The following is a 15,224-nucleotide window of genomic DNA, read 5'->3' as shown; positions in this document are numbered from 1 at the left end:
CCCTAAAATTAGTGTGTTGTGGTCGTGCGTCTGCGCAGCGCAATCAGGAGCAACACCCCCAGGAGCGAGCCCATTGCTCCCCCTCCGCCACCGCCACTGCTAAAGCCGCTGCCTGATACCGCAGAGCTGTTACCACCACCCGAACTGGAGCCCCCTTCCGAGTCGGGTTCATCATCACCCGAATCACCACCTCCTGCTGCTGCATCGGGCACAAAACCCGGCGCATTGGTGATGTCTTTATCAATCGGAGTGAACCGGTACTGACCCTGATAAACCGTCGTTAGCAAAAGCGAATCAGTGGCAGGATCCACTACATCAACTCGCAGCGGGAAACCTGCCAGAGTCCCTTCACCTGCAGGCTCAAACGTCGCGTGCCCATCTGCGCCCAAAGTGAGGTGCCAGTTCTGGATTGTTGACGCCACCGACCCCGCTACATCGCCACCACTCAGATTATAGAATGCTGGAAGCCCTGCCCCTCCCTGAGCGGTCTCTGACCATACTCCCGCTTCCACCAGGGAAGGGAGAAAGTCCTGGGCACGCCCCTCTGAATACGCCTGACCGGTAGTATCAAACAAGGCAATGCTGTCTTGCTCCATATTCATGGCAATAAACGTCTGGGAGCGGGAAGCCACCAATGGCGCCTCAACAATCTCAAAAGCCTTATCCAATCTTCCGTTGTCATGCGGAGCAGAGAACGAAAACATGGTCTCACTCTCGGAGAAATTGAGCAGGCTGAGATCTTCTTCAGCCTTCAAGGCTAGCGTAGCCGTTTCGCCAAGCACCGCTCTGGCATCCCAACCATCAATCACACTGAAGGGGGAGCAACCTGACTCGCTGTCACAATGAGTGTACTGATCAAATCCACCATCCGGCCCCAACCCAGTGATCAGGCTGTAGTCAGGAAAAGAACTGACCTCCACCTGAAACAGCACCGCATGGCGGCTACCTTCAACGGTACCCAGATTAAAATGATAGGCGCCATAATCTGCGAAGTCCCGAGCGGGATCCTCAACAGGGCTGGGCGCATTTACGTCAATAAAAGATGCGTAAACGTCACTGCTACCATAAACATCGTAGGCTGACTCATACACCACCGCCAGCCAGTCATCACTAGTGCCCGGTGTCGCCCCACCCAACGTGGCCAACGCATCTGCCCGCCAACGCAGAGGAATCGTTGACTCCCAGCTTTGCGTACCCAAGTTATAAACCCGCACCATGGATTGACATCGCTCGTTACCCTGATGCAGCACATAAGCGTGGGAATTATCGTCACTTAACGCCACATGTCGGGGGGAAAGTCCATTTTGCAACTGGTAGTCAGACAAACCCGCATTGGCGTCTACGGAATAAGGTACTTTTCCATCATCGAAATCCAGCCCTTCACTTCGAGTAGACGCATCCACCTGAAGTACACCTGGCGCACTCTCACGAAACAGGTGTGAATCTGGGTCTGCACCGCTTCCCCAAAGATGCACAACTTCATACAGTTCTTCAGGAGTACCCGCCTTGTAGCGACTGTCAAACGCCCGCGCAGTATCATAGTGGATCAGATCAGAGCCCCAGGTTTGCTGGTCGACAGGCTCACAGGCAATAATTTTGTCACGCACTACAGACCAGTTGTCATCCTCGGCCTGATCCAGAAAACGGAAGCCGACTCCGGCAATCCAACCATTGTAGCCGCCGGCCACAGTCCACTCTGTCCCGTTATCCATCAGCAGCATGTCTCCAGTGCCACCTTCCAGCAGGAAAATATCTTCCGGTTGCCCAACATAGCTTTCCTGCCCCGGTGGAAGCGCAAACAGCTCTACCTCTGCTTCATTATCCGCCGACAAGGAAACGGGAAAAGCGAGTCGCAACAAATCGCTGCCGCCCGGGCTGTAAAGAGCCTGTATTGCGCCACTTGATGGATAAGCCCGAATTTTACGCATAGGGTCAGTAAGCGTAAGAGGGGCTGCCCCACCGACCGCACTGAGGTCCGTAGTACTCAAAGCGTAGACTGAGGTGCCGTCATTGAAGCTCGCATACAGAGTCGAACCCTGCACAGCAATATCCGTGGCCAAATTCAGGTTACGTTCGATCCGCCCGGTGGCATCAATCATGATGTCACCATTCAAGTCTCGTTTTTCCACCTTGCCTTGGTATGCGACGAAAACGCCATCGGCTACTGCATCTACCGCAATGGGCTCCATCTCAAGTTCAATGGCAGTGGAGCCACCACTGGTCGAGTTGTAAACATAAAGATGGGAAGCCGAGATCATGTAGGCGAAATCGCCAACCCGAACAGAATCAACGAGTTCTGCCTGGGCCCCTGAACACAAAGCAACCCCAAGGGCGCATCCTGACGCCCACGTCTTGAGACGGTTCATTCCTTCCCCCATGTACCCTGGATTATGGTTATTGCTGATACTTTATTCTGAACTCGATTCTAGACAACCTCGAATGCAAATGCCAAGACTGGAGTCACTGGCGCTTTATCCCTAGAATCGGCGTTCCCTTATAAATACTGATACAAAGACCCCTATGCGCACCTCCCAATACCTGCTCGCCACCGTCAAGGAAACCCCCTCTGATGCCGTCGTCATCAGCCATCAGCTGATGCTGCGTGCCGGTCTGGTGCGCAAGCTGGCTTCCGGCCTTTACACCTGGCTGCCCAGCGGGCTGAGGGTGCTGCGCAAGGTGGAACAGATCGTCCGCGAGGAAATGGACAAGGCGGGTGCCCAGGAAGTGCTGATGCCCGTGGTTCAGCCCATGGACCTGTGGGAAGAGTCCGGGCGGGCGCCGGCCTACGGCCCCGAGCTGCTGCGCATCACCGACCGGCATGACAATCCTTTCTGCTTGGGCCCCACCCATGAGGAAGTGATTACCGACATGGTCCGCAACGAGATTCACAGCTACAAGCAGCTGCCGGCCAACTTCTATCAGATCCAGACCAAGTTCCGCGATGAGATTCGTCCCCGCTTCGGCATCATGCGCTCGCGGGAATTCATCATGAAAGACGCCTACTCTTTCCACACCGATATGGATTCCCTGGCTGAGACCTACCAGATCATGCACCAGGCCTACTGCGCCATTTTTGACCGTCTGGGTCTGGATTACCGTCCGGTAGAAGCCGACACCGGTGCCATCGGGGGGGCGGCCAGCCATGAATTCCATGTGCTGGCAGAGTCCGGCGAAGACGACATTGCGTTTTCCGACAGCTCCGATTTCGCCGCCAACGTGGAACTGGCCGAAGCTCTGGCCCCCGCCACCGAGCGGCCCGCCCCCGGCGCGGCCATGGAAAAGGTCGATACCCCCAACGCCAAGACCATTGACGACCTGGTACAGCAGTTTGATCTGGCCATCGAGAAGACCATCAAGACTCTGGTCGTCAAGGGCGCCGAAGAAGGTACCCTGGTGGCGCTACTGGTGCGTGGCGATCACGAACTGAACGATATCAAGGCAGAAAAGCTGGATGCTGTTGCCTCGCCGCTGGAATTCGCCAGCGAAGACGACATCCGCAAGGCCATCGGTGCAGGCCCTGGCTCCCTCGGTCCCGTCAACCTGCCCATCAAGGCGATTGCTGACCGCAGTGTCGCGGTAATGAGCGACTTCGGCGCCGGCGCCAACGAAGACGGCCAACATTTCTTCAACATCAACTGGGAACGCGACGTGGCGCTGCCGGAAGTGGCCGATCTGCGTAACGTGGTCGAAGGGGATCCCAGCCCGGATGGCAAAGGGTCACTGACCATCAAGCGCGGCATCGAAGTGGGCCACATCTTCCAGCTCGGCACCAAGTACTCGGAAGCTCTGGGCGCCAAAGTGCTCGACGAAAACGGCAAATCGGTCATCATGCCCATGGGCTGCTACGGCATCGGGGTCACCCGGGTAGTGGCAGCAGCCATCGAGCAGAACCACGACGACCGCGGCATCATCTGGCCGGAAGCCATCGCCCCGTTCCAGGTTGCCCTGGTGCCCGTGAACATCAAGAAGAGCCCCCGCGAACGTGAACTGGCCGAGCAGCTGTATAGCGAACTCAGCGCCGCCGGTATTGAGGTCCTGTTTGACGACCGCGAAAAAGAGCGTCTGGGCGTCAAGCTGGCCGACACCGAACTGCTCGGCATCCCCCACCGGATCGTCATCGCTGAACGCGGCATGGACAATGGCGTGCTGGAATACAAGGGCCGTGGGGATGCGGAGAATACCGATGTGGCAGCGGATGAGGTGGTTGCGTTCGTGAAGGCGAAGTTGGGGAAGTGAACAGTTAACAATGAATAGTGAACAGCGCGCGGGCTATGCCCGTGCTGTTTGCAACGCAAGAGGCCGCGTCCAACTGCTGGACGCGGCCTCTTGCGTTTGAAGGATAGAAGCGTCAGGTACGCTGTTAACTGTTAACTACAGTTTGACGCTGCGCTTAACCGCCATCACCTGACTCATCGTATTGTCGCCATGGGCCGTCAATTGCCATAGAGGCAGGCCTCGGTTATCGGTTTCCTGGGCTTTGCTGATGAGCCCCAGGGCGCGCAGGTGGATCTTGAGCTGGTTGAAGGAGTGGGCGGCGAGCACCACGTTGCGCACAGCATGGGCGCGGGGGAAATCCGTCTGCACGTCGGCAAGCGCCTTGCGCACGATGAAATCTTCGAGTGCCTTCTGCATGACAGGCTCAGAGGCAGGGTTCAGCATCAGTGGCGCCACACAGGAAAACGCCTGATCCCAGCTGATCCGGGTGGTGACCATGGCCAGTTTGCAATCACCACCTTCGTACACATTACAAGAGTAGTCCAGCGCCACCTGGTCGCCGCCCCGGGCCAACGTCTTGAGCGCCGGGCGAGATTGAGCCAGAGACTCTTCCCGTTCTTTTTCCAGCTCACTGATACGCGCTTTTAGCGACTCGGCTTCTGCCCCGCCGCCAAGTCCGGTCTGATCCGCTCGCACCCAGCCGGGTGTACGATGCTCACGCATCAGGTTGGGGATCACCTTGTGAGCCAGCTCAGCCAGATTCGCTTCGGTGGTCCAGCGGAAACTGGGGACTTTTTCTTCCAGCAGGCGGACGAAATCATCACGGCGCACCTGACCATCACGGGTCGCTTCACGCTGGTCCGCTTCCAGCATGTCCGGGTTGTCATGAATAAAAGCAACGATGGGCTTGCGCTTGGTGGCCGCAAAAATGTATTCACGGTGAATCTCACTCAGCCCCATCGGCGACAAGTGCCCATAACGACCGCCCACCACCAGAATGAAGTAATCGCTGGTCTCGATCAGTTTCTGGATCACCGGCAGCAGGGTATTACCATCGGCCGCCGCGCTGTCCAGCCCGGTCGGAATCATGCCGTGCTCGATCATGGGCAACATCAATGCCTGCCTGGCCCCCTGCATATCGGGGTAGGTGGCACTGATAAAGACCTGGTAGCGTTTTGAGGCACTCACCCTGTTATCCTGCGTCCTGATGTCTGTGGCTGGCACCCATCATTGGGCTTGCTGGTGGGCTATTAAAGCGCCACCGCCCCCGGATCACAAGTTTCCGGCCCAATACGGCAGGCCTGCACTGGAGCCAACATGGGCCTGTGTGTCAGTTCATGCTAGCCTGAGCCCAGCCATAAGGATAGCGGCAGGCGTATTGGCCCAGCATTCGCCGCTGGCAAGGCTATAATTGACCTTTCTCTGGACAGGAATGGAACGCCATGCAAACCATCGCCTTTTACAACCTGAAAGGGGGTGTGGGGAAAACCGCCTCGGCCGTGAACGTGGCCTGGCATGCCGCCCGCTGGAAACACCGCACCCTGCTTTGGGATCTGGACCCGCAAGGCGCCGCGAGCTTCTATCTGGGGGTAGATGATGGCGATGGCTACAAGGCTGGCAACCTGATCAAGGGCAAGCAGCCTATTGGCCGGCTCAAGCGGGAAACCCGCTGGGCCAACCTGGATGCCATCCCCGCCGACCTGTCCATGCGCAATGCGGATATCAAGCTCACCGAAAACGGTGGCGCCAAGACCCGGCTTAAACAGCTGATCGCCCCGCTGGGCGAAAGCTACGAGCTGGTAATCCTGGATTGCCCGCCGACACTCAGCCCGGTAGCCGAAAGCATCTTTGCGGCGGTGGACTACCTGTTCGTACCGGTAATCCCGACCCACCTGTCAGTGCGGGCCTTCCAGCAGGTACTCGACTGGATCGACAGCAAGGACTACAAGCACCTTACCGTCGTGCCCTTCTTCAACATGGTCGACCGCCACCGCGACCTGCACGTAGAGATGCTGGTCAAACGCCCGAAAGTCATGAAAGGCGGCCTCAAGACCTGGATCCCCTACTCCACCCATGTCGAACAAATGGGCGACCACCGCGCCCCGGTAGGCGAATTCGCCCCCTACACTCCCAGTGCCCAGGCATTCAGGGCCATGTGGTTTGAGATTGCGGGGAAACTGAAGCTTTAATTAATAATGAATAGTTAATAATTAATAACGTCGCGAGACGGGTTTTCGTGTTTTGAAACGCATGAGGCCGCGCCCAGTGTTTGGGCGCGGCCTCATCGCTTGGTATGACGACAGTCGCTGCTCGCGCAGCTATTAATTATTCATTGTTCACTATTAATTGCTTTCCCACGGGTTCGCCCGCGCCAATATCTCCCCCAGATCCAGCCCCCGCGGCAAGGTGCCATAGTTGCGGTCACCGTGTGACCCGAGGCGTGAGGCGATGAACGCTTCGGCGACGGCCTGGTTACCGGCGGCGACCAGTTGGCTGGCCTGCATGGTCAGGGACAAGCGGTCGACGATATCGCGGGCGCGGTACTCCGCCTGATCCATATCGGCGAATTCCTGCTTCACGCTGTTCACCGCCTTGTCCAGCCGGGCATCGCTGCCTGCGGTTTTGGCCAGTTCGGCAAACCAGGTTTCCAGCACCGCCGGGGTTTTGGCCAGGGCACGCAGCATATCCAGTGCCTGCACATTGCCGGAGCCTTCCCAGATGGCATTGATGGGCGCCTCCCGGTACAGCCGCGCCATGATGAAATCTTCGGTGACACCGTTACCCCCCAGGCATTCCATTGCCTCGTAGGCATGAAACGGGGTGCGCTTGCAGATCCAGTACTTGCCCGCGGGCAGCCCCAGACGCAGCAGCAGCTTTTCATGAGTATTCGACGGGTCCAGTGAGGACTGGTCCAGCGCTTCTCCCATGCGCATGGCAATGGCCAGCGACCCTTCCACTTCCAGTTGCAGATCGGCGAGCACATTGCGCATCAGCGGCTGGTCAATCAGTGTCTTGCCAAAGGCTGCCCGGCCCATGGCATGGTTCACCGCCTGGGCAACCGCCTGGCGCTGGCCCGACGCGGAGCCAATCATGCAATCGAAACGGGTCATCGCCACCATCTCGATGATGGCGGGCACGCCGCGCCCTTCTTCGCCGACCATCCAGCCCAGCGCCCCCCGCAACTCGATTTCCGAGGACGCATTGGAGACATTACCCATCTTGTTCTTGAGGCGCTGCACCTGGATGGGGTTCTTGCTGCCATCCGGGCGCCAGCGCGGCACCAGAAAACAGCTCAAGCCGTTGGCCGTCTGCCCCAACACCAGAAAGGCATCGCACATGGGCGCCGAGGTGAACCACTTGTGGCCCACCAGCTCATAGGCCTCACCCGGGCCTTCCGCCCCAATGGGCAAGGCATGGGTGGTGTTGGCGCGCACATCAGAGCCGCCCTGCTTCTCGGTCATGCCCATGCCGATGGTCAATGCCTGTTTTTCTGTGTGCGGCACATTACGCGGGTCATAGGCATTGTTGAGAATCTTGGGCAGCCATTCCTTCGCCAGTGATGGCGTCAGATGGATAGAAGGGACTGCCGCAAACGTCATGGTCAGTGGACAGCCATGGCCGGCCTCCGCCTGGGCTTGCAGGTAGCTTTGCGCCGCACGGGCCACATGGGCTCCGGGTTTGGGATCGCGCCACGGCGCAGAATGAATACCTGACTCAAGCCCCAGAGCCATCAGCCGATGGTAAGACTCGTGGTATTTCACGTAGTCCACCCGGTATCCCTGACGGTCATGGGAGAAAAACTGCGGCTTGTGCTCGTTGGCCAGAAAGCCCCATTCAATCACTTCCGCACTACCGGTTTTCGCCCCGTGGGCCGACAGGGCATCTTCCGCCCAACCGGCACCATGGCGCTGCACCGCCTCACGCAAGGCGGTATCGCTGTCATAGGCGTTGTAATCTTCCAGCGCCCGGGCCTGGTTAAAGACCTCATGGGTCTGGGCCAGAGGGTCTGCGTTCAGGTTAGCATGTTTGGCATTCATGGGTTCTCTCCCGAAGAACTGGACTGCGGCATGATCGGGTGCGCCGGGGACATGCCCACCGCACGGAGACAAAATTGGGTCAGGGATGCCGCCAGGTCAGACCGGGGCAAAGGTTCAGACAAGGGACCGACCAAGGCTTCGGCAATGGCTCCAACCATGGCCGCGGCGCTGATGGCCGTGTCCTGCGCCGGCAGCACACCGCTGTCCACCCCCTCTGCCAGGAACTGCTGGTAGAGCTCGGCATAACGACGACGGTAGAGCAGACGCTCCGCGTCGACTGCCGGATCTACCGGCTCGGCAATCAGGGACCAGGCCAGTCGGGGAGCCGACTCGGCACGGCTGACAAACACCCGCAACACGTGGCTGAGCCGCTGGGCAAACGGTCCATCGTGGTCCATGGCCTCAGCCACGGCAGCCACCTCCCGCTCGGTAGCACAGCGAAACACTTCCGCCGCCAGCACCGACTTGTTGTCAAAATAACGATACAGCGTACCCACGCCCACCTTCGCCTCGCCGGCAAGGGTCTGCATGGTCAGGTTGGCAAAGCCGCCGTCCCGTACCAACGACTCCGCGCAACGCAGTAAATGCGCGCGCTGCGCCGCCTTGCGGGCACGGACAGTATCGGTTTCCCGGTAAGCCATGATCGGAATCCACATTCACTTCTTTAAAGAAGTGAACCATTATTCCGCTCTTCAGGCAAGGCCGGTAGTCGGGCTGGGGATGAGTTGAACTTTAAACTGCTCTTCACAGCGCCCCCGCCACGACGCCAAGCCCCGTCATCCCCAGCACCATCCCCCACAACGGCACCTTGCCACTGCGCAGCAGCCAGAAGCCAGCCACCACCACCAGCAAATCCCAGAACCCCTGCACTGCAGACACAAACACCGGCTGATACAGGGCCGCCAGCAGCAACCCCACCACCGCCGCATTGATACCCGCTACGGCACCGGCCAGCGCCGGGCGAGAGGACAGCCATTGCCAGGCGTCCATCAAACCGAGCACCAACAGAAAGCCGGGGAGGAAAATAGCCAGGGTGGCAACCAGCGCCCCCAACCAGGGGCTCGACGGCAACAGCACCGCCCCCAGATACGACGCCAGGGAGAACATGGGCCCCGGCACCGCCTGAGCCGCCGCATAGCCGGTCAGGAACGCATCCGGGCTGAGCTGTGGCCCCACCAATTCCTGCAGCAACGGCAGCACCACATGCCCGCCACCAAACACCAGAGCCCCGGCCGTGAAGAAATCATTCCACAGTCCCAGTAACCGGCCGCCAGCCAACACGGCAACTCCCGCGAGCAACGCCAATATCAGCAACGGAAAGCGCCGAATCACAGGCTGACCTTCGGCTGGAGCAACGGTGCCCGGTCTTAACCAGCGCCAACCCAACCCGGCCGCAACGATCAACGCGACAATCTGCCCATAAAGTGACGACCCGATAATCAGCAAACCCGCTACCGCCACGGCCAGGACGCGGGTCAGGCGGCCGGTGCAAAAACGCTTGCTCATGTTCCACACCGCATCGGCCACCACGATCACCGCCAACCATTTCAGTCCAGTGATGGCCCCACCTTGCAACGCATCCGGTAACCGGTGGGCATAGATACCCAGCAAGGCCATCAGCACAAACGAGGGCAGCGTGAAGGCCACAAAGGCGGTAAAGGCCCCCGCCACACCGCCTCGCAGACGGCCAATCGCGAAGCCCAGCTGGCTGGATGCCGGGCCGGGGAGAAACTGGGTCAAGGCCAGCAAACGGGCGAACTCAGCGTCATCCAGCCATTTCAGCTCTTCCACGAAACGGCGGTGAAAATAGCCCACATGAGCGGCAGGCCCTCCAAAGCTGACCAGACCCAGGAGCAAAAACTGACGAAAGATATCTTTCATGACTGACTCAAAAATCCGTTAATTCAGCCCCGGAACCTAGCACATTCAGGCGTCTGGAAGATGTCAGGTTTCGCCCCCGACAGGTATACTCCCGCCATGCAATCCGATGCCCACTCCGTCCTCCAGCATGTGTTCGGCTATCACCAGTTCCGCGGTGAGCAGCAGGCCATCATCGACACCCTTGTGAACGGCGACGACGCCCTGGTACTGATGCCCACCGGCGGCGGTAAATCCCTCTGTTACCAGATTCCTGCCCTGGTGCGGCACGGCACCGGCGTGGTGATCAGCCCACTGATCGCCCTGATGCAAGATCAGGTGGACGCCCTCAAGGCGCTGGGCGTCAAGGCGGGGTTTCTCAACTCCACCCTGAATTTCGAGCAGGTAAGGGCATTGGAAGACGCCTTGCTCAATGGCGAGCTGGACATGCTCTACATTGCGCCAGAGCGCCTGATACAGCCACGCACCCTGTCGCTGTTGCAGCAGGCAGATATCGCCCTGTTCGCCATCGACGAAGCCCACTGTGTATCCCAGTGGGGGCACGACTTCCGTAACGACTATCTGCAACTGTCGCTACTGCACCGGGAATTCCCCACCGTGCCGCGTATTGCGCTCACCGCCACGGCAGACCAGCGCACCCGGACAGAGATCGCCGAGCGGCTGGACCTTAGCCAGGCGCGGCACTTTGTTTCCAGTTTCGACCGCCCCAACATCCAGTACCGCATTGAACGCAAGGACGGCGCCCGTAACCAGCTACTGCGCTTTATCCGCACGGAACACAGCAGCGATGCAGGCATTGTCTACTGCCTGTCGCGCAACAAGGTGGAAACCGTGGCCGACTGGCTGTGCCAGCAGGGTATCCGTGCCCTGCCCTACCATGCCGGGCTCGCTCCCCAGGTAAGAGAAACCCACCAGCAGCGATTCCTGCGCGAAGACGGTATCGTCATGGTAGCCACCATCGCCTTCGGCATGGGCATCGACAAACCGGATGTCCGCTTCGTCGCCCACCTGGATCTGCCCAAAAGCATCGAGTCCTACTATCAGGAAACGGGCCGGGCCGGCCGCGACGGTGAACCGGCCACTGCCTGGATGGCCTATGGGCTGGAAGATGCCATCAAACTCAAGCAGATGCTGGCCCAGAGCAGCGGTAGCGAGCAACACAAGCGCAACGAGAACCAGCGCCTTGAAGCCATGCTTGGGCTCTGTGAAGTAACACACTGCCGGCGCCAGGCCCTGCTGCATTATTTCGATGAAACCCTGGACGCCCCCTGCGGCAACTGTGACACCTGCCTGAACCCTCCGGAAACCTTTGATGCCAGCGTTGCCGCCCAGAAAGCCCTCAGCTGTGTCTTTCGGACCGGCCAGCGCTTTGGCGTCAGCCACCTGGTGGATGTGCTCACCGGCAATCGCAGCGACAAGGTTGCCAGTGCCGGTCATGACCATGTCTCCACCTGGAATATCGGCAGTGAATTCAGTGCCAGCCAGTGGAAAAGCATCTACCGCCAGCTGGTTGCCCGCGGCCTGCTCAGTGTGGACATGAACGGCTACGGCGCCCTCAAGCTCACCGAAACCTGCCGCCCTTATCTGCGTGGCGAACAGCCCTTGCTCCTGCGCAAGGAGCTAGCCAGAGCAAAGAAAGCCACCACCCGCAAAAGCCAGGCCCATATCGCCGACGCCGACCGCACCCTGTGGGAAGCCCTGCGGGCCTGCCGCAAACGGTTGGCAGAGGAAGAAGGCGTACCGCCCTATGTGGTCTTCCACGATGCAACCCTGATGGACATGCTCGCCATCCGCCCACGCAACCGGCAGGAAATGGCCGCTGTCAGCGGCGTCGGGGATCGCAAGCTGGAACGCTATGGCGACGAATTCCTGGCGGTCCTCAACGACAGCGACGCCCCCACCGGGGTGGCTGAAACCGCCGGCCCGGACAGCAACGATATCCTCGCCCTGGCCCTGGCCAATATGCGCCCTGCCGACATTGCCCGCCAACAGGGTGTCAACGAGCAAACCGTTTACCGGGAGCTCAGCCAGTTGGTGGTCGGTAACCAACTCAGTCTGGAACAGGCCCTGGGTATCAGCGACGTGGAAATCGGCATCATTCAGGACGCCCTGCTCAGCCAGCCAAATCTTGCGGAAGACACCTTCAGCTACCGGCAACTGCGCGAATACCTGGCCGACGATTGGCCCACGGGCGTTTTGCACTGCGTCCGCCAGGCCCTTCTGTCACAGCACTGATTTTCGTTCAGTACGATCGTTCAAATAACATTCACGAGAGCGTTAACTCGCCAACACAATCCCCCGCCACACTCCCCTGGGAGCAATCATCAACCACTGGGGATACGATCGTGAAATTACTGAATTCGGGCCTCGCAGCACTGGCTGCGGCATTGATACTGAGCGGCTGCGGCGAGGATTCTTCGTCAGACAATGGCGACACCACCACGGAAAAAGACAGCACCTCAAGCACCACTGAAACCGTAAAGATTGGGATACTCCCTGATACCCAGGGAGGCGGCGACAATGTGGCCATGCATCCGATGAAGGCTGTACTGGACAAGGAACAAGCTCTGGGGGTCAACATCGTGATTCCCGTGGGCGACCTGACCGATCACGGCACCACCGGGGAGTTCGAGCAGTGGACGTCAATTGCCGAGGGCTACCGGGAGGCAGGCATTGAGTTCCTGCCACTCATGGGGAACCACGAGGACAGCTACGCCTATTCGGTCGAATGGATCGAAAACATGAAGCACTACATTCCGGACGATGCCGTTCACATGGCTGGCGCCCAATACCTGAATTACTACGTGGTCCGCGAAAACGTGCTGATCATTCTCCTCAAGTACTACAACCTGCCCATCGCCTTCCAGTGGATCAAGGACGCGGTCAACACTCACCGCGACGAGGTCGAACACATTGTCATCGCCAGCCACGACGGCCTGATTGGCGCCAAGTACGGTGAAACCCGGGAAATGATCGTTGAAGGCACCACCGGTGACGATTTGTTGCTGAACCAGTGGGATGACATCCGCGCGTTTTTTGCCCGTAACGACATCATCTGGGTGCAGGGTCACGAACACATGTACCAGCGCTCCGTGATTACCGCACCCATCTATGTTGATCCAACATCGTGGACCGAAGAAGAAGGTAATTACCGGATTCCCCAGTACACCCAGATTGCTTCCGGCAATGCATCCTACAAGGGGTATGAATTCCGCTATGGCGAGAGGGAGCTGGTGCAACGGATCATCCAGCAAAAAATGAACACCATGAGCAATGGCTCTACTGCCTACGACGCGAATGCCTCAGTACTGACTTTCAGTGGCCCTCGTGTTGACTACGAATCGTGGTTCACCGAACACACCATCAAGAGCAATGAGGACGGCGTAAAGGAACTGGCCGAGCCCGACTGGAAACTACTGGACCGTTTCTCCCGTACCACCAACCGCTGCGAGCGAGTGGTTTACCCCAACTCCATCCCCGAGGGCACACGCCCGGTGATGTATCTGGATAGCCAGTACATCAGCAATGACTGCCAGGGCGAAGATGGCAGCATCGCCCGTATGGTGGCCGGCACCAACAACACCTTCAACCGCCTCGAGAGCCGCACCCGAGACATGGAACTGACCCCGGGATTCAGCCGCGCGCAATCCGTTGAAGACCTGATGCGACTGTCATACCAGTTCCTGTTTCAGTACAACCAGCCCTGGACACCCAATCTCAACGCGGAAAACCGGGTGGTACCCAATGGTGGCGACAGCAATGTGCTCGACATTCCCGAAACCACCATGGATCTGAAGGAAGATGTGGCCATGAGCTGGCTGGCCAGCGATGGCAGTACGCTTAGCGATATCCTGATTATCAGCGGCACCCAGAACCAGACAGGCACCTATTCCAGTGCCTACGGGGCCGTCAAGGACATCGAAGCGGATGCAGGTCTGCCCGGCAGCCAGCCCGACGGAAGCGCCAAAACCGCGCACTCCCTACCGGACAGTGCCAGCAAGGACTGGGATCTCGCCACCGCCATTTCGGACCGTTATGCCCTGACATTTGATGCATCAGACAACCTTGATACGGCATCAGCCACGCTGGGCATCATGACTTCAGCGGGCTGGGAGGCAGTGACTCCTGAAGGCTGCGTGGTGGAGCAACCCTTTGACAGTAGCTTCCTGTCCACGCCCCCCGTGCGGGAGTCGCTCTGTGATGGCAGCCCCCTTGTCGGTTTTGACTCCGACCATGGCCAACGCTGGTGGGCCGTGCTGGAGCAGGACGCCGAACTCGCCCTGATTTCACGGTAAACACCTGACTCCCCCGCCTGACGGGGGAGTCAACTTTCCTCCTCCTCTCTTTTAAAGGAGCGCGAAAACTGCAGGATCAGGAAGTTGATGATCGACAACACCAGCGCGATTTCGTAGCGGCTATAGGCCACCGAGATGCCGATGGCGCCGGTGTTCCACAAACTCGCCGCCGTAGCGGTACCGCTGACATTGCCCCCGTTTTTCAGGATCGCACCACCACCGATAAAGCCCATCCCTGTGATCAGTCCATACATCACCCGCGCTTCCGCATCCGAGCCGGTATAGACCTGCATCCCGACCAGCATGTATCCACAGGCCGCAATAGAGACCAACGGGAAGGTTCTCAGCCCCGCCCCCCGGGCCATTTGTTCACGGTTCCACGCCACTGGCAGTGCGAGAACAAAGGCAATACCCAGCTGATAAAGATGGGTTAATACCTGATTCCAATCCAGATCATTCATTCGCCACCTCCCTGCGACATGGACAATATCCTGCATTGCATAACCGCACTTATCAGTCACGCTCTGTAAGAAAAAGCTTACAACCGAGCAACAGAAACGCCATCGCTCCGGGGCTACTTTAGAGCCTGAAGCTTAAAGAATAACCACAGGGGATCGAAAGATGGAACATGATGAGATGCTGGATATGGATTGGGTTCCGGAATCACTGGAGTCTATCTTTGAAGATAATCACGCCGACATTACTGGCGGCTGGGAGTCGGTCACCGACCATCAGGACAGCCACGCGGCCTAACCACTGTCACTGGTCGGAAACCGCTCGAACCGGGACCTCGAATCAG

Annotated in this window: 11 protein-coding genes; 5 read left to right on the top strand and 6 right to left on the bottom strand. The window is 58.8% G+C overall.

Annotated elements, in window-relative coordinates; all coding sequences use genetic code 11:
- Positions 1–8 precede the first annotated feature (8 nt).
- The gene (locus tag A15D_RS00420) at positions 9–2,366 is read right to left on the bottom strand and encodes a lactonase family protein (protein WP_146026823.1); all 2,358 of its coding nucleotides are present in this window, start codon (positions 2,364–2,366) and stop codon (positions 9–11) included.
- A 154-nt stretch (positions 2,367–2,520) separates the two neighbouring features.
- Between A15D_RS00420 and A15D_RS00415 the strand changes: the two genes are divergently transcribed.
- On the top strand, positions 2,521–4,236 hold the full coding sequence (locus tag A15D_RS00415) for a proline--tRNA ligase (protein ID WP_102790322.1): 1,716 nt from the start codon (positions 2,521–2,523) through the stop codon (positions 4,234–4,236).
- A 135-nt stretch (positions 4,237–4,371) separates the two neighbouring features.
- Here A15D_RS00415 and A15D_RS00410 read toward each other — a convergent pair whose 3' ends face one another.
- Positions 4,372–5,403: a DUF4062 domain-containing protein gene (locus A15D_RS00410; protein ID WP_233191984.1), complete on the bottom strand. Its 1,032-nt coding sequence runs from the start codon at positions 5,401–5,403 to the stop codon at positions 4,372–4,374.
- Positions 5,404–5,657: 254 nt separating this feature from the next.
- Between A15D_RS00410 and A15D_RS00405 the strand changes: the two genes are divergently transcribed.
- Positions 5,658–6,404, top strand: coding sequence for a ParA family protein (locus tag A15D_RS00405; RefSeq protein ID WP_102790321.1), 747 nt, complete (start codon positions 5,658–5,660; stop codon positions 6,402–6,404).
- A gap of 153 nt (positions 6,405–6,557) precedes the next feature.
- On the opposite strand, the gene A15D_RS00400 is transcribed toward A15D_RS00405, so the two are convergent.
- The 3 genes from A15D_RS00400 to chrA form a co-directional block, all read right to left on the bottom strand.
- The gene (locus A15D_RS00400) at positions 6,558–8,252 is read right to left on the bottom strand and encodes an acyl-CoA dehydrogenase family protein (protein WP_102790320.1); all 1,695 of its coding nucleotides are present in this window, start codon (positions 8,250–8,252) and stop codon (positions 6,558–6,560) included.
- Positions 8,249–8,893 (bottom strand): TetR/AcrR family transcriptional regulator, encoded by a 645-nt coding sequence (locus A15D_RS00395; RefSeq protein ID WP_199175710.1) that lies wholly within the window; start codon positions 8,891–8,893, stop codon positions 8,249–8,251. Before A15D_RS00395 ends, A15D_RS00400 begins: the two co-directional genes overlap by 4 nt.
- Positions 8,894–8,996: 103 nt before the next feature.
- Positions 8,997–10,133, bottom strand: a complete 1,137-nt coding sequence (chrA, locus tag A15D_RS00390; RefSeq protein WP_102790318.1) for a chromate efflux transporter — start codon at positions 10,131–10,133, stop codon at positions 8,997–8,999.
- A gap of 96 nt (positions 10,134–10,229) precedes the next feature.
- Here chrA and recQ point away from each other — a divergent pair, with 96 nt between their 5' ends.
- Positions 10,230–12,365 (top strand): DNA helicase RecQ, encoded by a 2,136-nt coding sequence (gene recQ, locus A15D_RS00385; protein WP_102790317.1) that lies wholly within the window; start codon positions 10,230–10,232, stop codon positions 12,363–12,365.
- Positions 12,366–12,475: 110 nt separating this feature from the next.
- Positions 12,476–14,425 carry a metallophosphoesterase gene (locus A15D_RS00380; RefSeq protein WP_199175708.1) on the top strand — a complete coding sequence of 650 codons (1,950 nt, stop codon included), beginning with the start codon at positions 12,476–12,478 and terminating at the stop codon, positions 14,423–14,425.
- Positions 14,426–14,454: 29 nt separating this feature from the next.
- Here the strand turns inward: A15D_RS00380 and A15D_RS00375 are convergent, their stop codons facing one another.
- Positions 14,455–14,886: an MgtC/SapB family protein gene (locus A15D_RS00375; RefSeq protein WP_102790316.1), complete on the bottom strand. Its 432-nt coding sequence runs from the start codon at positions 14,884–14,886 to the stop codon at positions 14,455–14,457.
- A 160-nt stretch (positions 14,887–15,046) separates the two neighbouring features.
- On the opposite strand from A15D_RS00375, the gene A15D_RS17430 reads away from it, so the two are divergent.
- Positions 15,047–15,178: a hypothetical protein gene (locus A15D_RS17430; protein WP_255407642.1), complete on the top strand. Its 132-nt coding sequence runs from the start codon at positions 15,047–15,049 to the stop codon at positions 15,176–15,178.
- Positions 15,179–15,224: the final 46 nt, after the last annotated feature.

The organism is Alcanivorax sp. MD8A (genome assembly GCF_002888555.1).
Classification (GTDB): Bacteria; Pseudomonadota; Gammaproteobacteria; order Pseudomonadales; family Alcanivoracaceae; genus Alcanivorax.
The sequence above is the reverse complement of the archived record's forward strand: the minus strand, read 5'-3'. Positions and strand labels throughout refer to the sequence as shown.

Bases quoted from the DNA above. Each gene is read 5' to 3' on its own strand.
- A15D_RS00420 (WP_146026823.1), bottom strand. From the start codon at position 2,366: ATGAACCGTCTCAAGACGTGGGCGTCAGGATGCGCCCTTGGGGTTGCT.
- A15D_RS00415 (WP_102790322.1), top strand. From the start codon at position 2,521: ATGCGCACCTCCCAATACCTGCTCGCCACCGTCAAGGAAACCCCCTCT.
- A15D_RS00405 (WP_102790321.1), top strand. From the start codon at position 5,658: ATGCAAACCATCGCCTTTTACAACCTGAAAGGGGGTGTGGGGAAAACC.
- A15D_RS00400 (WP_102790320.1), bottom strand. From the start codon at position 8,252: ATGAATGCCAAACATGCTAACCTGAACGCAGACCCTCTGGCCCAGACC.
- A15D_RS00395 (WP_199175710.1), bottom strand. From the start codon at position 8,893: ATGGCTTACCGGGAAACCGATACTGTCCGTGCCCGCAAGGCGGCGCAG.
- chrA (WP_102790318.1), bottom strand. From the start codon at position 10,133: ATGAAAGATATCTTTCGTCAGTTTTTGCTCCTGGGTCTGGTCAGCTTT.
- recQ (WP_102790317.1), top strand. From the start codon at position 10,230: ATGCAATCCGATGCCCACTCCGTCCTCCAGCATGTGTTCGGCTATCAC.
- A15D_RS00375 (WP_102790316.1), bottom strand. From the start codon at position 14,886: ATGAATGATCTGGATTGGAATCAGGTATTAACCCATCTTTATCAGCTG.
- A15D_RS17430 (WP_255407642.1), top strand. From the start codon at position 15,047: ATGGAACATGATGAGATGCTGGATATGGATTGGGTTCCGGAATCACTG.